General features: G+C 44.8%; 24 protein-coding genes, 1 pseudogene and 1 riboswitch. Of the genes and pseudogenes, 4 read left to right on the top strand and 21 right to left on the bottom strand.

What is annotated here, in order from left to right:
- Positions 1 to 5: 5 nt before the first annotated feature.
- The 13 genes from AB3489_RS07090 to AB3489_RS07030 all read right to left on the bottom strand — a co-directional run bounded on the left by AB3489_RS07090 (position 6) and on the right by AB3489_RS07030 (position 12,436).
- A complete protein-coding gene (locus AB3489_RS07090) occupies positions 6 to 686 on the bottom strand; it encodes a helix-turn-helix domain-containing protein (RefSeq protein ID WP_287896137.1) in 681 nt (226 codons plus the stop codon).
- A gap of 259 nt (positions 687 to 945) precedes the next feature.
- Positions 946 to 1,866: a ferric reductase-like transmembrane domain-containing protein gene (locus AB3489_RS07085; protein ID WP_368294489.1), complete on the bottom strand. Its 921-nt coding sequence runs from the start codon at positions 1,864 to 1,866 to the stop codon at positions 946 to 948.
- Positions 1,867 to 2,207: 341 nt separating this feature from the next.
- On the bottom strand, positions 2,208 to 2,495 hold the full coding sequence (locus AB3489_RS07080) for a hypothetical protein (protein ID WP_368294488.1): 288 nt from the start codon (positions 2,493 to 2,495) through the stop codon (positions 2,208 to 2,210).
- A 119-nt stretch (positions 2,496 to 2,614) separates the two neighbouring features.
- Positions 2,615 to 3,145: a cob(I)yrinic acid a,c-diamide adenosyltransferase gene (locus tag AB3489_RS07075; protein WP_368294487.1), complete on the bottom strand. Its 531-nt coding sequence runs from the start codon at positions 3,143 to 3,145 to the stop codon at positions 2,615 to 2,617.
- On the bottom strand, positions 3,146 to 4,657 hold the full coding sequence (locus AB3489_RS07070; RefSeq protein ID WP_368294486.1) for a cobyric acid synthase: 1,512 nt from the start codon (positions 4,655 to 4,657) through the stop codon (positions 3,146 to 3,148).
- Between the two features lie 37 nt (positions 4,658 to 4,694).
- Complete coding sequence (locus AB3489_RS07065) at positions 4,695 to 5,816, bottom strand: alkaline phosphatase family protein (RefSeq protein ID WP_368294485.1); 1,122 nt, start codon at positions 5,814 to 5,816, stop codon at positions 4,695 to 4,697.
- A complete protein-coding gene (cobD, locus tag AB3489_RS07060; RefSeq protein WP_368294484.1) occupies positions 5,791 to 6,876 on the bottom strand; it encodes a threonine-phosphate decarboxylase CobD in 1,086 nt (361 codons plus the stop codon). The genes AB3489_RS07065 and cobD overlap by 26 nt, the downstream gene beginning before the upstream one ends.
- A 737-nt stretch (positions 6,877 to 7,613) precedes the next feature.
- On the bottom strand, positions 7,614 to 8,579 hold the full coding sequence (gene cbiB / locus AB3489_RS07055) for an adenosylcobinamide-phosphate synthase CbiB (RefSeq protein WP_368294483.1): 966 nt from the start codon (positions 8,577 to 8,579) through the stop codon (positions 7,614 to 7,616).
- Positions 8,580 to 8,660: 81 nt separating this feature from the next.
- Entirely contained in the window at positions 8,661 to 9,263 is a 603-nt protein-coding gene (locus AB3489_RS07050; RefSeq protein ID WP_368294482.1) for a histidine phosphatase family protein, read from the bottom strand.
- Positions 9,256 to 9,651, bottom strand: a complete 396-nt coding sequence (locus AB3489_RS07045) for a hypothetical protein (RefSeq protein WP_019226061.1) — start codon at positions 9,649 to 9,651, stop codon at positions 9,256 to 9,258. Before AB3489_RS07045 ends, AB3489_RS07050 begins: the two co-directional genes overlap by 8 nt.
- The gene (gene cobS, locus AB3489_RS07040; RefSeq protein WP_368294481.1) at positions 9,648 to 10,421 is read right to left on the bottom strand and encodes an adenosylcobinamide-GDP ribazoletransferase; all 774 of its coding nucleotides are present in this window, start codon (positions 10,419 to 10,421) and stop codon (positions 9,648 to 9,650) included. Before cobS ends, AB3489_RS07045 begins: the two co-directional genes overlap by 4 nt.
- The gene (locus AB3489_RS07035) at positions 10,405 to 10,959 is read right to left on the bottom strand and encodes a bifunctional adenosylcobinamide kinase/adenosylcobinamide-phosphate guanylyltransferase (protein ID WP_368294480.1); all 555 of its coding nucleotides are present in this window, start codon (positions 10,957 to 10,959) and stop codon (positions 10,405 to 10,407) included. Before AB3489_RS07035 ends, cobS begins: the two co-directional genes overlap by 17 nt.
- A gap of 106 nt (positions 10,960 to 11,065) precedes the next feature.
- Positions 11,066 to 12,436 carry a cobyrinate a,c-diamide synthase gene (locus AB3489_RS07030; protein WP_368294602.1) on the bottom strand — a complete coding sequence of 457 codons (1,371 nt, stop codon included), beginning with the start codon at positions 12,434 to 12,436 and terminating at the stop codon, positions 11,066 to 11,068.
- Between the two features lie 149 nt (positions 12,437 to 12,585).
- Positions 12,586 to 12,762: riboswitch (cobalamin riboswitch) on the bottom strand.
- 151 nt (positions 12,763 to 12,913) lie between these two features.
- Here AB3489_RS07030 and AB3489_RS07025 point away from each other — a divergent pair.
- The 3 genes from AB3489_RS07025 to AB3489_RS07015 all read left to right on the top strand — a co-directional run bounded on the left by AB3489_RS07025 (position 12,914) and on the right by AB3489_RS07015 (position 16,517).
- Positions 12,914 to 13,900 (top strand): ABC transporter ATP-binding protein, encoded by a 987-nt coding sequence (locus AB3489_RS07025; RefSeq protein WP_368294479.1) that lies wholly within the window; start codon positions 12,914 to 12,916, stop codon positions 13,898 to 13,900.
- 19 nt (positions 13,901 to 13,919) lie between these two features.
- On the top strand, positions 13,920 to 14,699 hold the full coding sequence (locus AB3489_RS07020; RefSeq protein ID WP_368294478.1) for an ABC transporter permease: 780 nt from the start codon (positions 13,920 to 13,922) through the stop codon (positions 14,697 to 14,699).
- A gap of 261 nt (positions 14,700 to 14,960) precedes the next feature.
- Complete coding sequence (locus AB3489_RS07015; protein ID WP_368294476.1) at positions 14,961 to 16,517, top strand: ABC-F family ATP-binding cassette domain-containing protein; 1,557 nt, start codon at positions 14,961 to 14,963, stop codon at positions 16,515 to 16,517.
- A 422-nt stretch (positions 16,518 to 16,939) separates the two neighbouring features.
- Here AB3489_RS07015 and AB3489_RS07010 read toward each other — a convergent pair whose 3' ends face one another.
- The 7 genes and pseudogenes from AB3489_RS07010 to AB3489_RS06980 form a co-directional block, all read right to left on the bottom strand.
- Positions 16,940 to 17,380, bottom strand: coding sequence for a putative toxin-antitoxin system toxin component, PIN family (locus AB3489_RS07010; RefSeq protein WP_368294475.1), 441 nt, complete (start codon positions 17,378 to 17,380; stop codon positions 16,940 to 16,942).
- Complete coding sequence (locus AB3489_RS07005) at positions 17,364 to 17,627, bottom strand: AbrB/MazE/SpoVT family DNA-binding domain-containing protein (RefSeq protein WP_368294474.1); 264 nt, start codon at positions 17,625 to 17,627, stop codon at positions 17,364 to 17,366. The genes AB3489_RS07010 and AB3489_RS07005 overlap by 17 nt, the downstream gene beginning before the upstream one ends.
- Positions 17,628 to 17,944: 317 nt before the next feature.
- Positions 17,945 to 18,103, bottom strand: a pseudogene (locus AB3489_RS07000) (RHS repeat-associated core domain-containing protein); the annotation flags it as partial.
- Between the two features lie 12 nt (positions 18,104 to 18,115).
- Positions 18,116 to 18,496 carry a hypothetical protein gene (locus tag AB3489_RS06995; RefSeq protein WP_368294473.1) on the bottom strand — a complete coding sequence of 127 codons (381 nt, stop codon included), beginning with the start codon at positions 18,494 to 18,496 and terminating at the stop codon, positions 18,116 to 18,118.
- Positions 18,497 to 18,791: 295 nt separating this feature from the next.
- The gene (locus AB3489_RS06990) at positions 18,792 to 19,676 is read right to left on the bottom strand and encodes an ion transporter (RefSeq protein ID WP_368294472.1); all 885 of its coding nucleotides are present in this window, start codon (positions 19,674 to 19,676) and stop codon (positions 18,792 to 18,794) included.
- A 363-nt stretch (positions 19,677 to 20,039) separates the two neighbouring features.
- Positions 20,040 to 21,245 carry an LUD domain-containing protein gene (locus AB3489_RS06985; protein ID WP_368294471.1) on the bottom strand — a complete coding sequence of 402 codons (1,206 nt, stop codon included), beginning with the start codon at positions 21,243 to 21,245 and terminating at the stop codon, positions 20,040 to 20,042.
- Positions 21,245 to 22,231: a (Fe-S)-binding protein gene (locus AB3489_RS06980; protein WP_368294470.1), complete on the bottom strand. Its 987-nt coding sequence runs from the start codon at positions 22,229 to 22,231 to the stop codon at positions 21,245 to 21,247. The genes AB3489_RS06985 and AB3489_RS06980 overlap by 1 nt, the downstream gene beginning before the upstream one ends.
- A 233-nt stretch (positions 22,232 to 22,464) precedes the next feature.
- Here AB3489_RS06980 and AB3489_RS06975 point away from each other — a divergent pair, with 233 nt between their 5' ends.
- Complete coding sequence (locus tag AB3489_RS06975; RefSeq protein ID WP_368294469.1) at positions 22,465 to 23,307, top strand: prohibitin family protein; 843 nt, start codon at positions 22,465 to 22,467, stop codon at positions 23,305 to 23,307.
- Positions 23,308 to 23,455: 148 nt separating this feature from the next.
- Here the strand turns inward: AB3489_RS06975 and AB3489_RS06970 are convergent, their stop codons facing one another.
- Positions 23,456 to 24,259, bottom strand: coding sequence for a TIGR00266 family protein (locus AB3489_RS06970; protein ID WP_019226304.1), 804 nt, complete (start codon positions 24,257 to 24,259; stop codon positions 23,456 to 23,458).
- Positions 24,260 to 24,308: the final 49 nt, after the last annotated feature.

The following is a 24,308-nucleotide window of genomic DNA, read 5'->3' as shown; positions in this document are numbered from 1 at the left end:
GTTGCTTACCGCCTCCTTTCCACCTCGTCCAATTTTTTTAAGAAATCAATCTCCATTTTTAAATGTTTATTCTCAGCCTCAACAAGCTTTAATTGTGCAGCGAGCTTTTCTGTCTCACTCAATTCTTCAGTGTTTTTACGTATGCCACGGCGGTCAAGCAGCGCTTCATACCCCTGATCTTTGTACTTTTTCACCCATGTATAAACCTGTTGATAGGAAACTTGAAATCGGTCAGAAGTAATCTGGTAATTGTCATTGTTTTCAACACAGAAGGCAACAATCTCTGTTCTTTCCTCGTAAGTAGTTTTTCTTCCTTTGGTCATAAATCTATCTCCCAGTGCATTGTAAGTTTTAAATGTTTCATGACCATTATACTTATTTACCCAACTTAGAAGAAGCCCGTGACTCGAAATACAATATTTACTGCTTATCTGGTTAAGAGAGCCTTCACCATTATTATAATCTGTAACTGCCTGCAATTTTATTGTATCAGGATAACATTTATTAGCTCTTAAAGTCTGTAGTCCTTGTTTTCCTTCTATTTGATATTTGCGAAGCCAGGCTTGAAAGGAGCTCTTATGAATTTGTAATTCGTAACAGATTTGAGATGTCCCTCTTTTGCCAGAAAGATAATCTTCGATTGCTCTCAATTTTTCCCCTATTGGAACTTTTGTTTTCCGTCCCATAAAAAATATGCTCCCTTCATAGAAACAGTTTTATTATTTTAACTGTCTACTACGAAGGGAGCATATCATAAGCTCGGTTGTTTTGTTTCGTTTTTACTTAGTTTTGCTTAGTCTTCCTTATTTTTGTTTAAAAGAACGCCAGGAAAATTCCATAATCTTTTCTAAACGATGGCCAGTAAAATTTATCAAAATCTGCTGTTTTCAGCATCGTAGGTAAATGTTATGCATTTGCTGCCGTCCTTACAGCGTTATTGTTCGCTTATATCCCGTAAAGTTCCTGATAGTCCTGTTCTGCTGCCCTTATTTCACCTTGAGCCTTATCGCATTGCGGATACAAAAGAGAGCAGTTTTTATGGCAACCGTTACAGTGCAGCTGGGACAAGTATTCATCAAGACTGATTTTTTCTTCCGGACCGGTGGTATCCCCAACAGTTGCATCCGTAGCGGCATCATTTGCCGAAACAATAGTATCAGCGTCTTCTGAATCATCATTGTCAGATACTGAACCCTCCGAATAGGTTATGTTTTCATTATATTGACTTTCCGTTGGGGAGTCAGTCCTGTTTTGGGATGTACTTGGTGATGTCGTAATCTGGGTCTCTGTAATTTTGCCTAATTGATTCTCATCGCTTGCCGAAACTGTTGAAAGAACTCGGGTATACAACATGACGACCAGTAGGCACGCCGCACCAAGGCGAACCAATGTTTTTCTGACATTACGCTCTTTCAGGTTTATGATGATCCTGCCGACTGATTTCACAAAATAGCTGGCATGAATCACCAGATGCGTGATCAAGAAGCCCAGACAGATGTACGATGTCCATTTATGGACCAGATAGATCCATTCACCATGAGTCGTATCCGAAGGAAACAAAACCTTCGATATCAGAACTCCCGTAATCACGATAATCGAAATACTGATGAAGATTGCAAGGTTTAAAGCATATTTCATCTTCACGGAAACTGCGGTCCGATTTTTAAGCTTGCTTTGCAGTAGATTCAACGTTGTATTTTTTACCCAGGACCAGTTTAACAGAATATGGATACTAAAAAGAGCAAAAATAAATAACCCTGCAATCTCATGAAAAGTTAATCCAGTTCCAAAAGCATCCAACAGGAACACAAAAAGTATGCTCATCGCAATATCCAATACAATCTTTGTCACTAATTTGCTGCTCATTCAACCCTCACCTAACCGTTATGTATTCGTATAAATTTCTAATACGAATCATTTCTTATCTTGCTATGTATTCTATACGGCTCCTGTGTTGGTTCTATGGCAGAAAGATGACAATTTTATGAACAATCCGTCTGCACAGGAATAATACCGCCGAGTACAGTACTTACAGAATGGCTATTTAATTAAAACTGCCATAATACTGGCACACAAATTAACGGCCTCTTCGCATTAATGCGAAGAGGCCTTAAGTGTATAACCCGCAAAATTCCTCATGGACACAAACAGATAATTTTACTCGAGTCACCTACTTTAACCCAAATACATGGAATCACAAATGGAACTTACGCTACTTTCTCTACGCCTTTCTTGAGAATCACCCGGATAACGGAGTCTAGAAATGGAGCCTGGTGAAAACCTAAGGTCAAGGTAACAAACTGATCTACCGAAACAACATACTTGTGAACCTGAACGTTAACTGGAAATCGATGGACCTCAAACACGAATCGTAACGGAAAACTGAGAAATTTTGCGGGAAACTGATCTGAATAAATAAAGCCAACCCTGAAGGTGGCTTTGAATCCGTCCGGCAACATCCCATACATCCCTCTGACCTGTGCCCCGAATTCCAACCTGACCTGTCAGCAAAAGGTAACACTGTATGTTTTTAACCATCATGTATTATATTTTCTGATTTTAGTATAAAGGGGGGACCGGATTTTTGTCAAGATGAAATCAAGGCTGTAAAATATTACCGCTCAATGCCGAGGCGCGCTTTGATCCCCTTATCATAAGGATGTTTAATTTTCTTGACCTCAGAGACATAGTCTGCAAGATCAAGCAGTTCTTCCGCAGGCCCCCGTCCGGTCATCACAACCTCAAGCCCTTCAGGTTTCGTACGCAAAAATTCAAGCAGAAGCGAACGGTCAATAAGGTCATAATTATAGGAGGCTACTGCTTCATCAAGAATCAGCAAATCGACCTGACCTTCACAGCACGCTGAAATCGCCTGCTGCAGGATCTTATTATAAATGATCCTGCGTTGCTCCTTCTGCTCATTTGTTTCCTGATTATAGAAACCGAAGGACTCTTCGCCGCGCAAAAACATTATCCCCGGAATTTTCTCCAGGGTGTGCAGTTCTCCTGTATCCTGGCTTTTTAAGAACTGAACAATTAATACCCTACGCCCTCTGCCTGCACACCTGACTGCCAGACCGAGAGAAGCGGTCGTCTTTCCTTTGCCGTCCCCGCAGTAAATATGGATAAGACCCTTTTTCATCAATTATACACCTGCCTCCAAAATATTCATGATTGCAGCCATGTCGACGTGTTTCCGAATTTCATCAGCTAATCGGTCGTACTGCTGCTCTTTATATTGTTTATAGCTTAACCGTTTGAGGCTGGTTGAATCCAACCCCTTTTTATTCAACAGACATTCGGCAATCGCTATAGAGACCCCTTCTTCATCAAATATTCCATGAACATAGCTACCCATAACATTCCGCTTTCGGGCGCCTTCCGTCTTTTGCACCTGAAGGCCTGACTCTATGTCGATATGCGTCAGAGGCTCGGTATCCCCTGTTTCTGTCACGCCCATATGAATTTCATAACCGTGAAAACGGATCGAGGATAATCCGGAAAGAACACCATCAAGCTGACTGAACCGGCCTTCCACCTGCGTCCTGGTCTTCTGTTTGGAGAATATTGTTTTCATATCCAGCAGACCCATTCCCGTGAGACTTCCGCCCTCTTCTACGCTAAAAGGATCTTCCAACATTTCTCCAAGCATTTGGTAGCCTCCGCATACGCCAAATACGATTGTTTCCCCGTCAGTAGCCTGCTTTTTAATCTTTGCTTCCAGACCACTCTGACGCAGCCACAACAAGTCAGCCATCGTATTTTTCGTCCCTGGCAGGATGATCATATCCGGATTCTTCAGCTCAGCCATGGATTTTACATAGCGCAGGGAAACTCCGGGAATCAGTTCAAAAACGTTAAAATCAGTAAAATTGGACATCCTTGGCAGCCGGATCACTGCAATATCTACTGCTTGCACTGTTTTGTCCACAGCAATTCTTTCGGATAAACTGTCTTCATCTTCAATGTCGATATTCAGATATGGAACGACACCGATGACCGGAATATTGACTTTTTCTTCGATCATCCGCAGCCCGGGCTTCAGAATTTCTACATCTCCGCGAAATTTATTGATCACAATTCCTTTGATCATTTCCCTTTCATCTTCACTTAAGAGCATCACCGTGCCGTAAATAGATGCAAAAACGCCGCCCCTGTCAATGTCAGCAACAAGCAGGACAGGAGCTTTAGCCATTTTAGCCATCCCCATATTGACGATATCATCCTCCTGCAAGTTAATCTCTGCGGGACTGCCTGCTCCTTCGATGACAATAACGTCATTTTTCTGGTCAAGCGTCTGGTAGGACTTCATAATGTTTGGAATGAGCCTGGTCTTATATTTAAAATAGTCTGCTGCATTCATATTACCCAACACTTCACCGTTGACAATGACCTGCGATCCCTGATCATTCGTCGGTTTCAGAAGGATTGGATTCATCAGGACACTGGGTTCCTGCCCGGCAGCTTCTGCCTGGACAACCTGTGCTCTGCCCATCTCCAGCCCTTCTTTGGTAATATAGGAGTTCAACGCCATGTTCTGGGATTTGAAGGGCGCTACCTTATAACCTGCCTGTTTAAAAACACGGCACAGACCTGCCGTGAACAAGCTTTTCCCGGCATTAGACATTGTTCCCTGAACCATGATTGATTTGGCCATCGTGTGACACCCGCTTTCCTGTTTGTTCTGTTATTATTTACTCTGAAATCAGATACTTCAAGGCCTTATTCGCTTCTAAATCCCCCGGCGGAAAGGTCTCCCCGGCTTTTCGGAGAATATACGGAACGTCCAAGGCCGAATGCTTGCCGCTGACAGGGCTGGTAGCATGATCGGCACAGACAAGGATCCTGGTTTCATTTGCCAGGTTCTGACGCAGAAAGGCAAAAAACTCCCGGTCAATTCTCTCAATAAATTCAATTTTTTCCCGATAATCATGCCGGTGAGCGGCTTCATCTGCTCCATTGATATGCACAAGCACAAAATCATGACCGGACAACAGGCGGCAGGCTGTTTGAGCCTTAAGGGCCAGATCTGTATCCGTGTCTCCAGTTGCTTCTTCTAGTTCAGGAACATCCATTTTCAAGGCCAAAGCAATCCCTTTGGCAATTTCTGCACCGCAGACTGCCGCTGCCTTTTTGCTATACAATTCTGCAAACGCAGGTAAACAGCTTTTCCCGGATATTCCCCACGGATAAAACATCAATTGCTGTTCTTGGCTGCTTAGGTGTTTTAACCTGTCTTTTCCCTCAGAAACAAATTTTTGTAGTATTGGGGCTGACGCGCAGATGTCCGCTAATAAAGCATCTGAATCACCGCCCAAAAATTCATGCGGCGGATAAGTCTTACAATCCAGCGTTTGAAAGTAATGCTTTTTGACAATGATCAGGTTCCTATATCCGGATAAATGCAGCACCTTGATATTTGGATCGATATCGGCCGCTATCTTCGCTGCTTCCTCCATATCCGGACCGGTCAAGTTCCCGCCGTTAAAAGAGCTTAGTATTCCGTGACTGTCAAGGGCGGCAAGATTGCAGCGCAGAACGACTTCATCCTGTTCCAGGCAGTAGCCGTTGGCAAGCAGTTCAAGTGATGCCCTGCTTTGTGGAAAATAAGCAGGCTCAATACCTAAAAGATTGAGGATACACGGCATGCTTTCCGGCAGGTAACCCTGCGGGCAGGAACTAAACCAGCCGGTATAACCTCCGGCGGCAATTTGGTCAAGTTCAGGATGACGGGCAGCCTCAAACGTGGTTTGCCAGCCTAATTCTTCAATTTTTTCATCCGCAAGTCCGTCAACAATGACCATGACTGCTTTCATCACATATCACATCCCTGAGTGCGGCGCTGAGTTTTAAATTATCTTCGCGGCTTTTTACAGCAACCCTGAAGTATTCATCATTCAAATTGACATAGTTGGAGCATGGACGTACCATAATCCCTCTCTTGATCAGCTTTTCAGTTAGGTCTGTACGCTGAGTCCGGAAAAATATGTAGTTTGCTCTGGAGCCGATGATCTGGAGACCAAGGCCCAATAACGAATCAATCAGAAATCTTCTTTCTGTTTGAATCAGCTGCTTCGTTTGCTGCAGATAGACTGTTTCTTTCAAAGCAGCGATGCCAGCCATTTGGGCCGGCGTTGAAACACTCCAGTCCTGACCGGCGGACCTCATTTGTTCGAGCAATTTTTTGTTGGATGTCAAAGCGTAGCCAAGTCTAAAACCCGGCATCGCAAATATCTTGGTAAAAGCTTTCAGAATAACAAGATTTTTATACTGTTCAATACAGTTTTGCACAGAAAATTGTTCTTTATCTTCGACGAAGTCCATAAAGCATTCATCAATCATCACAATTGCACCGATCTCCTGGCTCTTGGCAAGCACCTTTTGCAAAAATGCACGTGAACACAATTGGCCGGTAGGATTATTAGGGTTACAGATGATCATGAGGTCCAGGCCTGGGCTTATTTGATCCAGCAGGTCCTCACGAGCTGAAAAATCGTGCTCTGGCCGTAAAAAATAATATTCTACCGAGCAATCCACCGTATGCAGCGCTTTTTCATAGTCTGCAAACGTCGGAGCAAAGATCAGCGCCTTTTTCGGTTTCAAAGCCAGCGCAAGTCTGAAAATAATCTCTGCAGCCCCATTGGCGGCAAGAATATATTCAGGATCCGTATACTCATAGTTAGCCAGAGCCGCAACAAGATCCCGGCAAAACGGGTCAGGATAGTTCGTACATTCATCAAGCGACCGGATCACGGCTTCTTTCACAGACTCCGGCAGCCCAAGTGGATTGACGTTGGAAGAAAAATCAAGAATTTCCTGCCTGCCCGTCAGTTTTTTTACCGAATAAATGTCTCCGCCGTGGATATATTGATACATCTGCTCTCACCTGTCTCTGTAGTATTTGTAGCCTAAGCATGTTTAAAGTTTGGGATTATTCTTGGGGTGAATATGTAGGTTCTAATCTATAGATTCTTTTCTGCGGTTGGCGCCTCTTCGTAACCGCCTTTTCGGCTATTGCGCCATCCATGGCGCAAATAGCCGCGCTCCACATCCATGTTCCGCTTGTCAGGTCGGTTACGAATAGACGCTAATCTGTAGGAAGTTTTGTAGAAAGTTCAGGAAAGATAGCAAATACATTAAGCCCCTTTATACTGTCTCAGCCGGTATTCCTCACTTTATTGGCAAGCACAAGTCTAATATCCTAATTGCCGCCATGTGAAGCACGATGTAGAGCGTTGCGTCAGAAGTAACAATGCTTAGAAGGTACTGGTACAAGGAGCAAGTCATAAAGAAGCTAGTTACAGAAGGCAAAGTAAACCTGCTTATTAAACTTGATAGTGCTTCTTGAGCCGCTAAAGTCTCCCATCCTGAAGATCAGTCTGTGAGTCACAGTTCCGCGCTAAGCGGAGCACGAGGCGGAGCGCGGCTTTTTGACGGCCACGGATGGCCTAATGTCGCGGTGCCATGGATGGCAAGGAGCGACGTGCCACGGAGGGCACAATAGCCGAAAAGCGGTATTGTGACTCACAGACCTGCCCCAAAGAACATTTTACCGCTTACAGATTGACGTAACAGCAGTCGCATTCATATACCCCTGCTAAACAAAAATACTATCATCCGAATTGCACGATAAGCGCTCTGACAGCGGACCCAAGAATCAGGCCGACAAGCGACGTCGCAACCATCAGCTTGTTGGCGCGGCGGATATCTTCAGCCTCGATCTCCCGGATCGGATCACCGATCGTTGGCTTGACCACCAGCTTGCCAAAGTAAGAATTGCTTCCGGCAAGCTGAATATTCAGGGCTCCGGCACAGACGGCTTCAGTGTGGGCGGAATTCGGACTGGTATGATTATGACGGTCACGCCGGTAGATTCTCAAAGCGTTTTTAAAATCATAACGGGTCAGAAAAACTGCCAGGAGCATCAAATAGGCAGAAATTCTCGCCGGCAGATAATTTACGACATCATCCAGTTTGGCAGCAAACCGGCCAAAATAAAGATATTTGTCATTTTTATAGCCAATCATCGAGTCCAGGGTATTGACTGCTTTATACAAAAAGCCCAAAGGGGCTCCGCCAACCAGAATGAAAATCATCGGGGCGATGACGCCGTCGGAAAGATTTTCAGCCACGGTTTCCACAGCGCCTTTCGCTACCTGGGAGCTGTTCAGGTTCTCCGTGTCCCGTCCGACAATCCACGATAATTGATAACGCGCTTCCATAATATCGTTCTTCTGCAGAGCATCATATACCTTCATGCTCTCAGCTTTCAGCGACTTGGTAGCCAGAATCTGATAACACATTAAGGCCTCGACAATAAACCCTAGCAGCGGACTGATGCTTTTGAGCAAATACAGCAGGCCTAACGGCACGAGAAATGTTATCGTGACAATGAAAGCAGTCAGCAGTACCCCGCACCAATACTGGCTTCGGTCCGTCCTGCAACTAATCCGGTGCAGATATTTATCTCCTCCGGCAATCAGCGAACCGATCCAGCGAACCGGATGAGGCAGCCAGGAAGGATCACCAAAAATTAAATCCAAAATATAACCTGTAATTAAAGCATAAAGTGTAATCATTCAATACCAACTTCTTTATCATTTCGTCATTCACCAAAAAACAAGCGGGTGATCAAATTCGGACCTTTATATCCTTATCCTCTAAATCTTCGCTATCGCCGCCAGCTTTCTGTTTTCGGCCCATAGATCCTGATCAATGGTCAGTTGATAGCCTTCGCCGTTCTTTATCTGCCAATGGTAAAAATCAAATATTTCCGGAGAAAATGCCTCAAGCAGCATCATGATCGTACCGCCGTGAATAATCAGTCCGGCCTGTTCTATTCCGGCTTCATCTACTTTCTGAATAACGCGGCTAAAACCCTCCAGGCAGCGGGACTTAAACATTTCCGGCTGATCTCCCCCTGGGATTTGTTGTTTCCCGCCGCTGTCAATCCAGCTTTGGTACTCGGCAAGGTCCTTCAGCTGTTCATACGATTTGTTCTCAAATATACCGAAGCTGCATTCCGCAAGTTCAGGAATTATACTGTAAGGGACATTCGGATAAATCAGCTCCTTGGTCTGAAGGCAGCGGAGCATCGGACTGACAAAAACATGTTCAACTGCCGTATAGCGGCCGGCAGCAATATGCTCGCGGAGTTCGAAGATCCCCTGTTCAGATAAAGGCTCATCCGTAATTCCGATATACCTGCTTCTCAAGTTGCCCTCAGTCTTGGCATGCCGGATCAGGTAAAGGAACTTATTCATGCTCTTCACCTTTAATCAGAACAGGAATGGAGCAGAAGACGCGATAGACCTTAGCCGCTTTCTGGGCGGCTGCACAAAGGATCCTCCCGGTCGTTTCCTGCATTTCCCGGTCATCTTTCAAAACCGGCACCACAGCTGAGCTTAATTCATCACAAATCAGAATCATGTCGGGGTGCTGCTCGATTCCGTCAGCGATAAATTTCCGTGCATCAAGGTCGGCTCCCTGCAAACGTCTGATCAGCAGATGCAGATGGTCAAGCACCGGACGCTGAAAAGCCTCTTCGAAGCTGCAAGTCCCTCCGTCCGTAATGTTTGCCGAAGCGATATCCCATCTGCTCCTGACAAATTCCAATTTCCCCTGACTGCCGCCTCCGATCACCAAAATCATAGCATAACGCCTCCTGCTATTACTGAAATTAGGAGTATTCCTGTTTCACTTACCACAATATAAAAGCCTGCCAGATCACCGGTTATACCCCCAAAATACTTTTGGGCCATCAGGTAAAATAAGTAAAAAGACAGCACAATAAATAAAACTGCAATGCTTCCGACAATCACACTCACGTACAGCATTGCCGCAACACATAATAAAGCGATCAAGCAAATGATGGTTCTTACCGTTTTCTTCGAGGCATAACCTGCAAAGATTGAAGCAAGTCCTGTATTTCTGACACACGGAAAGCAGACGACTGCCAAAGCGGCCATCGATCGTGACAGGATAAACGAAACAAGAACGAGAAAGAAAAAGTCAGGTGTCAGATACGTCTCATACCACGCCGCAAACTGCAGCAGCAGGACAACTGACGTATAGATGAGCGCGAACGCTCCAACATTAGGATCCTTAAGGATTCGAAGCTTTTCCTCTTGGTCCTTATGGGAATTCAAGGCATCTGTCGTGTCACAATAACCGTCAAGGTGAATTCCGCCAGTGATCATGACGTTAATAAATACAGCTGCAGCAGCAAAAAAGACGGGACTGAACCCGAAATATTGCAACAATAAAAACAAGAGACAGATAACAAAGGCAATGACAGCCCCGACTCCAGGAAAGAAGATAAAAGAATAACGCATGTTCTTCTCGTTCCAGTCGATTTGAGGCATCGGAATTTTAGAGAACATCGAAAAGGCGGCAACAAACGATTCAAACAAGATTTTCATAACCGGAAAGCTCCTTCATTCCTTTATGGATAAGCGGGATCGTGCAGACTGATTCGATCACTACATCTGCAGCAGCGGCAATTGCTGAATTTATTTCAGCCAGTACACGGATATAGCCGGCTGTAAAATCATCATAGGTTTTGAAATCCTCAAATATCGTACTGGTTACGATAACCGTGTTCGGTACGGTCACCGATAGCAACCGGATATCATTGATGATACAGTCAATGGTATCCTGCGGGCTGCGCTCCTGCAGATACATTTCGTTGGCAATCAGGTTGCCCATGCACTCGAGTAAAGCGGTATGGCAGCCGCTGAGAACAGGGATCTTATCGAAAAGTCCGTAAGAAAACTCAAAGGTATCGAATCCTTTGCCGTCCCGCATTCGACGGTGCTTGACCACCCGGTTGCAGCACTCTTCATCTGAGGCAGCCATTGTTGCAATATAGGCCATTTTTCCTTTATTCAAACTGACAGCTAAGTTTTCTGCTATTTCAGACTTTCCGCTGGCAACGCCTCCGCTGACCAAAGCCAACATTTACTCACCGCCTCTTTCCTTTCACCAAAATATCCCTTTATCTATTATTATCGATCATCTATCGATCATCAAGCGATTCAAACTTTTCCAGCTTATACACGCCTGACTAACCCATCCTAGCGGTTCGAAAGCTGCGGCATTTCCGGATAAACGAACGGGCAAACTCCGGATTCCCCCAGAGATGAAGGTGGGGATAGCCGGCAACGAGGTTCTCATCGGCATGGATGCAGTCCCACGTTTTGCTGCCGGATGAATTTACTGCCGTAAAACTGCTGCCGTTGGCTGTCGAATCAGAGTAATGAAATTCATGCGCATTGATCTTGCCGCCTTTGTCGCACAGCAAGTTGTCCTTTTGCGCCGTCAGTGAAATATAACCGAAACGGTTCAGTTTATCCGTCAGTACAGCATCCCCTTCTAAATGTCCTGCCATTGGATAAGGTTTGCCGTCCTTGTCAGCAATACGTTCCAATAAATACATGAACCCGCCGCACTCAGCTATACAGGGAGTATTATTGGAGAGAACATGCCTGATGCTTGCCAGCATCGATGTATTGCTGGCCAGCTGTCCGGTATATAATTCCGGATAACCGCCGCCGAGAATCAGTCCGTCACATTCCGGTACAGCTTGATCCTCAAGCGGACTAAAATACTGCAGTTCCGCTCCCAATGTTTCCAAAAGGTCGAGGCTGTCCTGGTAATAAAAACAAAAGGCTTTATCTCTGGCTACGGCGACTTTAACAGCAGAGATTCTCTCGATCCCGGCCTCATGATAGTCTATTTCCGGGGCCCCTCCCGCAATACGCAGCAGCTGTTTCAGATCAATGGATTCTCTGGCCTGTATGGCCAGTAATTTCATTTTTTGCTGTAGGTCTTCCACTTCGGATGCTGTAATTAATCCAAGATGCCTGCTTTCCAGCGCGCATTCTTTGAGCTTCGGAAAGTAGCCGACCACCTGGATATCCGTCTCTTTTTCGATCATTTCCTTATACTGCGGGTATAGGGAAGGTGTAAGATTATTCAGAATAACGCCCTTGATCCCGTTGTCCGGTCTAAAATGGCAGAATCCTTGGATCAAGGCTGCAATTGAGATTGCTGAACCGGCACAATTGGCAATAAGGATAACAGGCGTTTGCGTTACTGCAGCCAAATGGTAAGAACTTGCCACGGTACTGCCAATGCCTAGCCCGTCATAATAACCCATTACTCCTTCTAAAACAGCGATTTGCGACTGTTCGGAATTCTTGACCAGCAAATACCGGCATACCTCTTCCGATAGCATAAACAAATCCAGATTCCGTGATTTTGTCCCAATGACTTCGGTATGAAACATCGGATCAATATAGTCCGGCCCACATTTAAACGCAGCAGGATTAACTCCTTGCTCCAGAAGGGCTTGTAATACCGCACAAGTGATTGTGGTCTTGCCGCTGCTGCTGCCTGCAGCCGCAAACATAATACGTGGAATAACTGCTTTCATGACTTGTTCTCCATTTCTATTGAAGCTCTCCATGGACATCAAAAAACCTCTCTAACCGGCGGTTGGAAGAGGTTTTACTTACACAATCTGCAAACAGTCCAAAACACTTCTGCATGATTCGTATGCTACACCTTTCATCCTCCGTGAAAACAGTGCAAAATGGCTCAGGCAGGTCTTCCGACTCGGTTTCAAAGCAAATTCAGCCTTCCCATTGTAAACAGTGGCAACTTTGAATCTGCTCCACCTTACGGCGGCGGGACCGTACAGGCATTTCACCTGTTTCCCTATTATTGCAAAATTATGCAACCTAAGCGACTATATTATATCAGATGACGCACAACGTGTCCACCCGCAATCTGCGGGACAGCATATAGCCTTCTCCTCCTGCATGATATTTTCACAGACGCGGCCTTGCTCTTCTGCCCTCCTTTTGATACGCTAGGAAAAAAGAACAGCAATTCACGGAGGTATCTCTTCATGTCTTATTCTCTTCCAGCCAATATTATTTCAGCCGAAAACCTGACCAAACGATTCGGAGATTTCACTGCCGTTAATGCGATCTCTTTTACCGTCCGGCAGGGAGAGTGTTTTGGACTTCTTGGTCCAAACGGTGCCGGCAAAACGTCCCTGGCTAGAATGGTTTTTGGCTTGTCCCCGAGAACTGAGGGCCATCTGACGGTTTTCGGCCAAGATATTTCGGAGCATTCCCGGGAAATTAAAGCACGTCTCGGTGTTGTTGCCCAGGAAGATAACCTTGACCCGGAACTGACGGTTCTGGAAAACCTGCTGGTCTACGCCTCCTATTACCGTCTGCCGCGTAGTATAGCCAGGGAACGGGCTTTTGAAATCCTGGACTTTATGGATCTTCGAAGTAAAGCCAATGCGGTCGTCGACGAGCTGTCCGGCGGCATGAAACGACGTCTGACAATTGGACGAGCGTTGATCAACCGTCCGGAGCTATTGATTCTTGATGAGCCAACCACCGGGCTTGATCCGTACGCCCGTCATATAGTCTGGCAGCGTCTGCGGCAGTTAAAAGAAAGCGGTACGACCATGCTGCTGACAACACACTATCTTGAAGAAGCCAGTCATCTCTGCGACCGACTGATCATCATCAATCAGGGCAAAATCCTCGAGCAAGGTGTACCGGAAGATCTTATTGATAAGCATGTCGGGCAATATGCGCTGGAACTCGGGGTAAGTCCGGATATGCAAAATAAGCTCCTGCACTGGAGCTCTGAGTGGCTGAAATCTTTTCAACAAATTGGTGATGATCTGGTCCTCTATTCTGATAACGGACCAGCCATGGCTGACGACCTGAATCAAAGAATTGCCGGTGAACACCTTCCTGTCAGCTATCAGCGCCTGAGACCGACGAATCTTGAAGATGTTTTTCTGAAACTGACCGGCGAAACGCTTCATGGTGTGCGTGGCGGGTTTGAGAAATCATATGAAGAGCGCTGATGATATGGAGGATAAGAGGATGAAAATAGTTAAACCTGATCTTAATCCAATACTGACTTTCAAGGTATTTCTGCGGAATCTGAAGGTTTTCGGCAAAACCTGGAAAGCCAATTTGATGTTTAATTTTCTGGAGCCGCTGCTTTATCTCTGGGCCATGGGCTTTGGTCTGGGCGTTTATATTACGCAAATCAACGGGCTTTCCTACCTTGATTTTCTGGCTCCGGGGCTGATCGCATCTTCAGCGATGTTTGCTGTGACTTATGAAATGACCTACAACAGCTATACCCGGATGTCCCAGGAGAAAATATTTCACAGCATGGTTGTTACGCCGGTAAGCATGGACGACATCGTCCTCGGCGAAATCCTGTATGGCACATTCAAAGGCGTTCTTTACGGTGCGGTTTTCTTTATTGTCGTCGCTTTGTTCGGCATTGTCCACTCCCCGTATGCCCTGCTCATCTTTGTCCCACTGATCCTCATGTCCGTCATTTTTTCCAATCTCTCTTTAATTTGGACGAGTCTCGCTCCCAATTATGACTCTTTCGGCTATTTCTTCACGCTGCTGATTTCTCCAATGTTCCTGTTTGCCGGGATCTTTTTCCCGATTGAAAGCCTGCCCACCGTCATTCGTTTTCTTCCGTGGCTGACGCCGCTGTACCATGCCGTTGAAACGGTGCGTCCACTGGTCCTGGGACAGGTTACTCCGGCAATCACCGGCCATATCATCTGGCTCTTAGCCGTTACGCTGCTGACGCTGCCTTTCCCGCTGGTCATGGTTAAAAAGAAGCTTATTCAATAAACGAACCCTTTTTGGATTTTGGGGATCTAGACGGTTGCAACTTTCCATAAATACAGGCATATTTCTGACTTGCTCTCCTTAGGCAGATTTGATAATCTAATAAAGATATTGACCACTATCACCTTGTCACCTCTAAAATGCATGGTAAGCGCTGAGGAAAATCTTTGTATGCCAAGGTGAAGAAATGAGCAATACTGGCGGTTTTGCGATTGACTAATCGTATTTATTTACTAATTTATGTAAAAAGGAAGATAAGAAAACATGAGTATTCTGACTGTTAAAAACTTGAGCCACGGCTTTGGCGACCGAGCCATTTTTCAAAATGTATCTTTCCGCCTGCTGAAGGGCGAGCATATCGGCTTGATCGGGGCGAATGGCGAGGGAAAATCTACATTTATGAATATCATTACGCGCCAACTCGAGCCTGATGAAGGCCAGATTGAATGGTCTAAACGAGTCAGAGTCGGTTATCTTGACCAGCACACGGTTCTGGCCAAAGGAGCAACGATCCGCGATGTTCTTAAGGATGCTTTTCAGTATCTTTTTGCACTGGAAGCTGAGATGCTGGCGATTTGTGATAAAATGGGCGACGCTTCATCCGAGGAGCTGGAAGTTCTGCTCGAAGATATGGGCTTGATTCAGGAAACCTTGAACAACAATGATTTTTATATTGTCGATGCCAAGGTCGAGGAGACCGCCCGCGGCTTGGGCCTGCAGGATATCGGTCTCGATAAGAACGTAGATGACTTAAGCGGCGGTCAGAGGACCAAAGTGCTTTTGGCCAAACTTCTGCTGGAGAAGCCGGATATTCTGCTTTTGGATGAGCCGACAAACTATCTCGACGAACAGCACATTGAATGGCTGAAACGCTACCTGCTGGCCTATGAAAATGCCTTTATCCTGATCTCACACGACATGGAATTCTTAAACAGCGTCATCAATCTGATTTATCATATGGACAACCTGCAACTGAACCGTTATGTCGGAGACTATCAGAATTTCCAGAATTCCTACGAAACGAAAAGATTACAGCTTGAAGCGGCCTATAAAAAACAGCAGCAGGAAATCTCCGACCTGGAGGATTTTGTCGCGCGCAACAAAGCCAGAGTCTCTACTCGGAATATGGCGATGTCCCGCCAGAAAAAGCTCGATAAAATGGACCGGATTGAACTGGCCAAGGACAAACCCAAACCGGTATTCAACTTTAAAGAAGCCAGAACTTCCGGCAAGCTCGTGTTTCAAACCTCTGATCTGGTGATCGGCTATAACGAACCGCTCTCCCGTCCGATCAACATTTCCCTGGAACGCGGCCAGAAGGTTGCTTTGACCGGCGCCAACGGAATCGGCAAAACCACGCTCTTAAAGAGCATCCTCAGTGAAATCCCTTCCCTTTCAGGCCAAGCTGAACTTGGGGACTATCTCTTCCCCGGCTACTTTGAACAGGAAATCAAGGATGCCAATTATAAGACTTGCATCGAAGAATTCTGGTCGGACTTCCCCGGCTATACGCAGTATGAAGTGCGGGCAGCGCTGGCTAAGTGCGGTTTAACGACGAAGCACATCGAAAGCAAAGTCCTGGTCTTGAGTGGCGGTGAGCAGGCCAAAGTACGGCTCTGCAAGTTGATTAATAAAGAAACGAATTTTCTGCTGCTCGACGAGCCGACCAACCATCTCGATGTCGAAGCCAAGCAGGAGCTGAAACGGGCGCTTCAGGCCTATAAAGGCAGCCTGCTTCTCATTTGCCATGAACCTGACTTTTACCAGGATGTCGTTACGGAAGTTTGGAATTGTGAGAACTGGACGACCAAGGTCGTCTGAATATTGGCGAATTAAGAAAAAAAGCAGATTATTACAGATTTTTGATGTCATCAGGTAAGATAGTAAAGAAATCGGCAGTTTGTCCCAAAATCGCCACCGATGGCGAGTTTGGGACAAATCTATTTAGAGGGTAACTAAAAAGCTTAATCTTAGCAGTGTTTAAAGTGACCTGAATCTTAAAATAATCAGGCTGATATGCTACAGCTATTGTCTTAACTCAAGGTGTAAACAGTATGCTCTCCTGCTTTTACAGCAGTCTGACCCGCCCCCTCCACATAGAAGCTTAACCAAATATAACTATTCGGATTACTGGGCTAGATGTAAAACCAGTATTCTAATAATGTTAAAAAGCAAAAGGCTGATATTTCTTAATATAGAAAGCCAGCCTTGCATCTTATATACTATGTTTTAAGTTGATGTGATTAATGATTAAATTCACCAGAGAAAGCCCTCAAGAAATCAATTGGCATCATTATGGTAAAAAGCTCCTGAATTTCTGGCGTGTGAAAATCCAAATCACCGGTAACTACGATATCCGGCTGGGCTACTATAGCAGAAACTAAAATAGGTAAATCTTTTGGATCTCGTATATATGGAACTGTTACCGTGGAAAGATCTGAGGGAGTATAAGCTATCTCGAATTCAAGTGTTGTAAGAAATTTATCCCATTTACGGATTATCTTTGGGAATTTGCGTTCAATGACTTCTGAAATTTCCGTAATCGAGTAACTACAAATAATCAAGTAGTGTTGTTCAATAAGTAGAGTTAAAAGTTTACTGGCAATTGATGATTCTGATAAGACAGCAGATATCAGGATATTTGAATCAACAAATACGCGTAAGGCATTATTTTTTCCGCTCATTCCACATTTCCTCCCGGACTACTTCCAGTTCATTAAGAAGGTCTTGTTCGGTAATGCCTTTCTCTTGTGCTTCTGTACTAAGGGCATCTTGTAATTCACGTAAGGCAATTAGACTTGCCTTGGTAATTACAACTTTACCGTTGTCTTCCAGGAAAGCGATTCTATCACCTTCGTTTAATTTTAATAGCTCCCGAATAGGCTTCGGAATCGTGACTTGTCCTTTTGAGCTAATTCTTGATATTTCCATAACAGAACCGCCTTTCTATTTTTCTTTACATCTTTACTTTCTTTACTTATATTATACTACTGTAATAGGAACATGTGCAATTTACAAGTTTCTCCTCATTCTCTTAAAATTTTTGTCGTTACCGTCTGATATTGATGATTTGAAAATAAAGCAGCAAATAAACTACCTCTTTTCAAATCATCGGGCCCAGACGGTAACGACAATCGCTTACAAGTTTAGTGAGAGAGCCTTACATTAGGAAAAATCCTTGGGCCTATTGGCTTACCGCTCGGCATGGGATGATTTGAAAAAGATAATTGCCTGTAATTCAAGCCTTTTCAAATCATGGCTATGGCGGTAAGCCAATACTCTAACCTTGCTATTGAAGGGTCATACATTCTGTCATTCAGGTAGTACAGGCCGGATTCTTTATCATAATAGTAGCCGGCATAGGTAAACGGGTTATCGACTGTCCCTGTCTGCGAAGTTATATTGCCAAATGCATCATACTAATATGTTGCCTGAATTGTCCCTGTATTGTCAAGAAGGGATGTCACATCACCGTGACCGTTATACATATAGTTCAGTGTCTGTCCGCCGACTGTCCGGGATAACAGATTCGTTCCATAAACGTTTCTGGCGAATTGGTTTCCTTTGCCGTCCAGTTCAAGGACAACCTTGTCACCCTCATAGATGAACCGGATTGTCTGATCATTGGTCGTCTTGGTGGCACGCAGACCATCGCCATAGTACGTGTACTCAACCATGGCATTGCCGGTGTTGCTCTTGATCATTTGGTTGAAAACATCGTACTCAAAGTACTGGGCAAAGCCGACGAGATCTTCGGCATATTGCGTCGCGCCGTCTTTCTCTTGTCCGGGTATGAACATCCCGAAATGCGGCGTTGGCGGGTTAACCGGGTCGATTTTCCTTATCTGTTCTGTTAGTTTGCTGGTATTATTGCCGTTATTGTCATAACCATATTTTGTGATTGTTTTGAGATCGCCTTCTAGCTTTTATAGAGTTAATGCCTTCATAGAGTTTGGCATGTCTATTATTCTTCTACTGTGAGAACTGGAGGACCAAAGTCGTCTAAGAACGTGAACTTTGACAGATTTTGCTTCATTTGCTCTATTTTTAAGGGTAGATTGTTTAAAAACTTGAACAAAAAAGTATCCTATACATTTATACTTTATTGTTTTCTTTTTTTTCTAGTTGAAGGCCGCAATTTTTGCAGTAGTTGTCCCCTTCGTCCTGAATAACTAGGCGGCAGTTCGGACAAGTTCGTGTAGATGCTTTTATGTTTCTGTTTTTTGCTAGCTCTGCTGAGACAATGCCAGTAGGTACGGCAATTATGCCATAACCAAGAAGCATCAGCATGGAGGCAACAATCCTTCCCAAAGGTGTGACCGGTGTAATGTCGCCAAATCCGACGGTCGTAAGGGTCACAATCGCCCAGTAGATTGAGGCCGGAATACTGTCAAATCCGCTGGTTTCCCCTTCGATTAAATACATCATTGTCCCAACAATTACAACCACAACGAGGACCGCCTGCAGAAAGACAATAATTTTATAGCGGCTGGCCTTTAGGGCATTGATCAGCGAATATGATTCACCGACGTACCGGCCGAGCTTTAAGATCCGAAAGATCCTCAGCAGACGAAAGACCCTAAAAATCAAAGCAAACTGGCTACCGGCAATAAAGATACTCAGATACGTTGGCAAGATTGCCAGTAAATCGATCACGCCAAAGAAGCTTTTCAGATATCTTAGTTTATTTCTTACGACCCAGATTCTGATGATATATTCAATTGTAAAGAGAAGCGTGATCACCCATTCCGTACCAGAGAGAATTGTGCGGTAATCCTGATTCAAATTGGGCAGCGACTCCAAACAGACAACGAGAATACTCAGCAGGATCAGCCAGAGCAGCGCAATATCAAAAGACCTCCCCGCATGGGTATCGTTCTCGAATACGATCGTAAATAATCTGTCTTTGAGCGAAAGATTTTTATTATTTTCCCCAGTCTTCACTTTTTCTGTCTTGTCTCTATGCGATTCTTTTACCATTTTTTATTCTCCAGTTATGATAAAATTAACCTATAATTTAAAAGAATAATTTTTTTGTATTATAGCATATTATTTTCCAAAATACGTCTTCCGTAGCTCTGTATGAATCTCTATTGTCCAAAATTAATCGAGGAAAGAATTTGGTTTACTTCTGCCAATCCTGCGCTATCCGAATAAGCGAGCTACTTTATATAACTCAAGGAAATTTTTACTGCTTACCAAAGTTCCGATTTCGCTGGATTGTGCGATAAATCCCCACTATAAAAGAGTAAGGTTTATCTAAGCCTTACTCTTAAACTATTCCATATTCTAATTTTTACAATACGCTCGTAATCGTATTTACATTCAAAAACAATCTGTCCATTACTCTTCCGATGATACAACCTTGCTTCGCAGTTCCCCGACCATGCTCGGTACGTCGATCTGCATCGGGCAGCGCTCCACACAACGTCCGCAGCGCAAACAGGTGTACAGCATCGGAGCAGCAGCATCGGCTCCGCCTTCAACGAAGGCCGTCCAGACGGATCCTATGCCGCTTAAGTATGTCTTGCCATAATGCCCTGCTGTGACCTGGAATACCGGGCACTCATACATGCAGCCACCGCAGCGCAGGCAGTGCGAAGCTTGGCTGAAATGTTCCTCCGCCATCATTTTGCTCCGGCCGTTATCAACAAAAATAACATAAAATTCTTTCGGTCCATGAGCGCCGTAAGTCGTAACCTTCTCGATATCCCCGGTCTTGCTCGGGCCGCTGATAATATTGACATAGCTCGGTGCTCCGTACTGGGCGTATCTCCACGTTACCTCAGCTGTCATCATAGCCTCAAGGAAAGACGGTACAAGTTTTTCGATGCCCACAATGACAATATGTACCGGCGGCGCACCCGTACAAAGCCGGACATTTCCTTCATTTTCAATAATGACAACCTGACCGGTATCGGAAGCAACCACATTGGCACCGCTGATTCCAATATCAGCAGTGAAATATTTCTCTCTTAAGAATTCCCGTACGACCCCAACTTCCTGAGCAATATCGGGAGGCACTTCTTTTTTGAAGAAATCGGAAAAGATCTCTGCAACCTGTTCTCTGGGTACGTGGATTGCCGGAGACAGAATGTGCATCGGGCGGTCATCCTTCAGCTGAAGAATGAATTCCCCAAGATCGGTTTCCCAAACCTCGTTTCCGGCTTTCTCCAGCCCGTGTCTAAGTTTAAGCTCTTCGCCCAGCATACTCTTGCCTTTCACGATCACCTTGCCTGTACCGACAATCTCATCGAGAATACGGAAAACTTCGTCCTTGTCTTTGGCAAAGAAAGCCTTGCCATGATTTCTTTCAATTGCTTCCATGGCCTGCTCCATAAGCTCTTTGTTATGCTGCATCGAATATGCTTTAATTTCCCGGACTTCCTCGGCAAGCTTTTCCGTATGCGGATAGCGATCCATGGTTGAAGATACCGTCTCCCTGTAGGATTTTACAGCTCTGGTTATCGCCCGGTTAATATTAGGATCTTTACTTGCTTTATTCAAATTCTTGGTGTAGGCGCCAATTTCTTTATTCAAGTCAGTCATTAATCCTTAAACCCCCTAAATAAGAATTCAACCATATCATCCATGATCATCGGATGATTCTTATCGACACCGCTTTCCAGTGAAGATAAGCAGTACGGGCAGGATATCAAAGCCCGCTTTGCTCCAGTATCCGCCAATTCAACGACTCTGCGTTTAGAAATTGTTTTGGATATCTCGGGAAACAGCATTTTACTTGGGCCTCCGCAGCAGGTTGTCCACTCTCTGCAGCGCAGCGGCTCAATATATTTTACACCGACTGCATCCAGAACATCTCTGATCTCCTGGGATATGCCAAGTTCCCTGGCCATCCGGCAGGAATCATGGATAACCACCGGATCCTTTTCATCAACAGCAGGAAGCAAATGCCTTTTTTCCCAGACCAATTCGATAAAAGTCTTCACCTGAATATCCGGAAAGTCAACCAGTTTGGGATAAATAAGCTTGAACATTTCCGCTGCATGCGGCGAAGTACAGACGACGACTTTTGCTTCGGTCTTTCTGATGCGTTCAGCCAAGACTGCAGCATAGGATTTTAATTCTTGCCAAAAACCAAGTTCATCCAGCAAAGCACCGGTATACATATCTGCCCGAGGGTCATAACAAAGATCATAACCAAGCTTTTGCAAAATGATTGCAGCTTTATAATTTACAGAATAAAATCTTTCTTTGTCTTTGGCCAAGACAGAAGCATAGATCTTCTCCGCATTAATACCTGTCTTATTCACAATCTTTCTTGCTCCCATCAGCCAGGAGAAGAGGTTGCTGGACGAATCGACATAGATCAGTGTCTTGACAAGTGAATCAATATACGGCAAAAGCTGATATTCACTGCCTGTGTAAAACAGGATCTCACCTTTTTGGGGCAGCTTTAAATCTTTTACCCAGGAAGCTATCTCCTTTGGCTTCAGAGCCAGCGGGTTCTGATATTCAACAATATTATCTCTGATTAACGCCAAAACAGGCGGCAGTTTTTTCTTCTTAGGCAAAATCTCACAGCCCTTCTAATGAAATGGGTACATCAATTATTTAATACAAAAAAAAGATAATAGTAAATGCCCAGTAAAAATGTATTATGTATTCATAATTCGGGTAATACAATGATCTCTAACTTTAAAACATGTGAAGAAATAATACCCTGCATATTCTGGCCTTCACTCCCTTCTTATGATATGATAAGATAAAATTAATTTCCAGACAAAACCAGAAAGAGGAGAATTCTATGGAAGAAAACATCACTCCGGCCAAACCCAGAAGAGGATTCTGGATAAAAATTATTCCGATTGTAATAATTATTGCGCTCATTGCTGCCATGATCGGCTTCAAAGGCTACATAATCGTTGAACCTGGCCACCGGGGCGTTATCGTCCAGCTTGGTAAAGTTATGCCGTACGTTTTAGACGAAGGGTTCCACATCATTGTACCATTTATCCAGGATGTTATTCCAGTCGAAGTCCGGCTTCAGAAAGACCAATCTGACCAAACTACCTCTTCCAAGGACCTTCAGGTCGTAAATACAACGATCGCTGTAAATTACCGGCTTAATCCGGGAAATGTCAACAAGCTCTTCCAGGATGTCGGCCTGGAATACAAAGAAAAAGTTGTCGACCCGGCCGTTAGTGAATCGCTCAAGGCTGTGACCGCTCAGTATACCGCTGAAGAGCTGATCTCTAAACGTTCGGAAGTCAGCGCCAAAGTCAAAGAGACGCTTGGTAAGAAGCTTGTAGTCTATTATATGGAACTGGATGACATCAATATCACCGAATTTGACTTCAGCGACCAATTCAATCAGGCTATTGAGGAAAAGCAGATTGCTGAACAGCAAGCCTTAAAAGCAAATCTTGATCTTCAGAGAATCCAAGTTGAAGCCCAACAGCAGATTGAACAGGCCAAGGCTGAAGCAGAAGCCCTGAAGCTGCAGAAGGATGTCATTACCCCTGAACTGGTAGAACTGCGTAAAATTGAAGCTCAGCTTGAAGCGATCAAGAAATGGGACGGCAAACTTCCGACCGTGACAGGCAGCGGAGCTGTTCCGTTTATCGATATCAGCAATCTGAACAAATAATTGTGATCGAATATTTAACTCGGTATATTTTAGATATTTAGGGATCTTAATGTCATTGTGTAAGGATGAAACAGCCCGCATTCTTTCAAAGGAATACGAGCTGTTTTTCTATTGAAAATCCGTTTGATTCCATAAAATAATTTTTCTTTTATCTGTCTCCATCCAGAAGGTTCCCAAGTCCTCCAAGGATACTCCCCTCGCCTTTCTGGGCCCCGCCAAGCCTCGGCGCAGAAGCAATGATTCTGTCCGCGAGACGGCTGAACGGCAGAGACTGCAGCCAAACTTTGCCGGGACCGGAAACCGTTGCAAAGAATAGTCCTTCCCCGCCAAAGAAAGCAGTTTTGATGCCTCCGACAAATTGAATATCATAGCAAACGCTGCCGGTCATTCCGACGAGACAGCCGGTATCGACCCTGAGGGTTTCTCCCGGCCGAAGTTCCTTCTCGACAATTGTTCCGCCGGCATGCAGGAAAGCCAGGCCATCTCCCTCGAGTTTCTGCATGATAAATCCTTCACCGCCAAAGAATCCGGTTCCGAGTCTTTTGTTGAATTCGATGCCGATCGCTACCCCTTTTGCGGCACATAAAAAGGCATCCTTTTGGCAGATTACTTTACCGTTATACGCAGTTAGATCAACCGGGATGATTTTCCCGGGATAAGGGGCCGCAAAAGAAGCATGCGCTTTGCCTGCCCCACTGTTGGTAAATAGGGTCATAAAAAGGCTTTCTCCTGTTAGCAGCCTTTTCCCTGCTCCAAATAGCTTCCCGGTAAGTCCCCTATTTTCTCCCTGTCCGGATCCGTCCCCGAAGATGGTTTCCATCTGAATGCCCGGTTCCATAAACATTAAGGCTCCTGCTTCCGCAATCACACTTTCAGCCGGGTCCAATTCAATCTCAACAAACTGCATGTCATCCCCGTAGATCTTATATTCGATTTCGTGAGCTTTCCCCATGTTATCTCCTCTCTTCCCTGCTTATCTATTACCAATTGTTTTCCATATA

The organism is Dehalobacter sp. TBBPA1 (assembly GCF_040931655.1).
Lineage (GTDB): Bacteria > Bacillota > Desulfitobacteriia > Desulfitobacteriales > Syntrophobotulaceae > Dehalobacter > Dehalobacter restrictus.
Note: the sequence above shows the minus strand (reverse complement) of the source record. Positions and strands in the feature narration are given on the sequence as shown.

Coding starts and splice junctions, on each gene's coding strand:
- AB3489_RS07090 (WP_287896137.1), bottom strand. CDS start 686: ATGGGACGGAAAACAAAAGTTCCAATAGGGGAAAAATTGAGAGCAATC.
- AB3489_RS07085 (WP_368294489.1), bottom strand. CDS start 1,866: ATGAGCAGCAAATTAGTGACAAAGATTGTATTGGATATTGCGATGAGC.
- AB3489_RS07070 (WP_368294486.1), bottom strand. CDS start 4,657: ATGGCCAAATCAATCATGGTTCAGGGAACAATGTCTAATGCCGGGAAA.
- AB3489_RS07065 (WP_368294485.1), bottom strand. CDS start 5,816: ATGAAAGCAGTCATGGTCATTGTTGACGGACTTGCGGATGAAAAAATT.
- cobD (WP_368294484.1), bottom strand. CDS start 6,876: ATGTATCAATATATCCACGGCGGAGACATTTATTCGGTAAAAAAACTG.
- cbiB (WP_368294483.1), bottom strand. CDS start 8,579: ATGATTACACTTTATGCTTTAATTACAGGTTATATTTTGGATTTAATT.
- AB3489_RS07050 (WP_368294482.1), bottom strand. CDS start 9,263: ATGAATAAGTTCCTTTACCTGATCCGGCATGCCAAGACTGAGGGCAAC.
- AB3489_RS07045 (WP_019226061.1), bottom strand. CDS start 9,651: ATGATTTTGGTGATCGGAGGCGGCAGTCAGGGGAAATTGGAATTTGTC.
- cobS (WP_368294481.1), bottom strand. CDS start 10,421: ATGAAAATCTTGTTTGAATCGTTTGTTGCCGCCTTTTCGATGTTCTCT.
- AB3489_RS07035 (WP_368294480.1), bottom strand. CDS start 10,959: ATGTTGGCTTTGGTCAGCGGAGGCGTTGCCAGCGGAAAGTCTGAAATA.
- AB3489_RS07030 (WP_368294602.1), bottom strand. CDS start 12,436: ATGAAAGCAGTTATTCCACGTATTATGTTTGCGGCTGCAGGCAGCAGC.
- AB3489_RS07025 (WP_368294479.1), top strand. CDS start 12,914: ATGTCTTATTCTCTTCCAGCCAATATTATTTCAGCCGAAAACCTGACC.
- AB3489_RS07020 (WP_368294478.1), top strand. CDS start 13,920: ATGAAAATAGTTAAACCTGATCTTAATCCAATACTGACTTTCAAGGTA.
- AB3489_RS07015 (WP_368294476.1), top strand. CDS start 14,961: ATGAGTATTCTGACTGTTAAAAACTTGAGCCACGGCTTTGGCGACCGA.
- AB3489_RS07010 (WP_368294475.1), bottom strand. CDS start 17,380: ATGAGCGGAAAAAATAATGCCTTACGCGTATTTGTTGATTCAAATATC.
- AB3489_RS07005 (WP_368294474.1), bottom strand. CDS start 17,627: ATGGAAATATCAAGAATTAGCTCAAAAGGACAAGTCACGATTCCGAAG.
- AB3489_RS06995 (WP_368294473.1), bottom strand. CDS start 18,496: ATGTTCATACCCGGACAAGAGAAAGACGGCGCGACGCAATATGCCGAA.
- AB3489_RS06990 (WP_368294472.1), bottom strand. CDS start 19,676: ATGGTAAAAGAATCGCATAGAGACAAGACAGAAAAAGTGAAGACTGGG.
- AB3489_RS06985 (WP_368294471.1), bottom strand. CDS start 21,245: ATGACTGACTTGAATAAAGAAATTGGCGCCTACACCAAGAATTTGAAT.
- AB3489_RS06975 (WP_368294469.1), top strand. CDS start 22,465: ATGGAAGAAAACATCACTCCGGCCAAACCCAGAAGAGGATTCTGGATA.
- AB3489_RS06970 (WP_019226304.1), bottom strand. CDS start 24,259: ATGGGGAAAGCTCACGAAATCGAATATAAGATCTACGGGGATGACATG.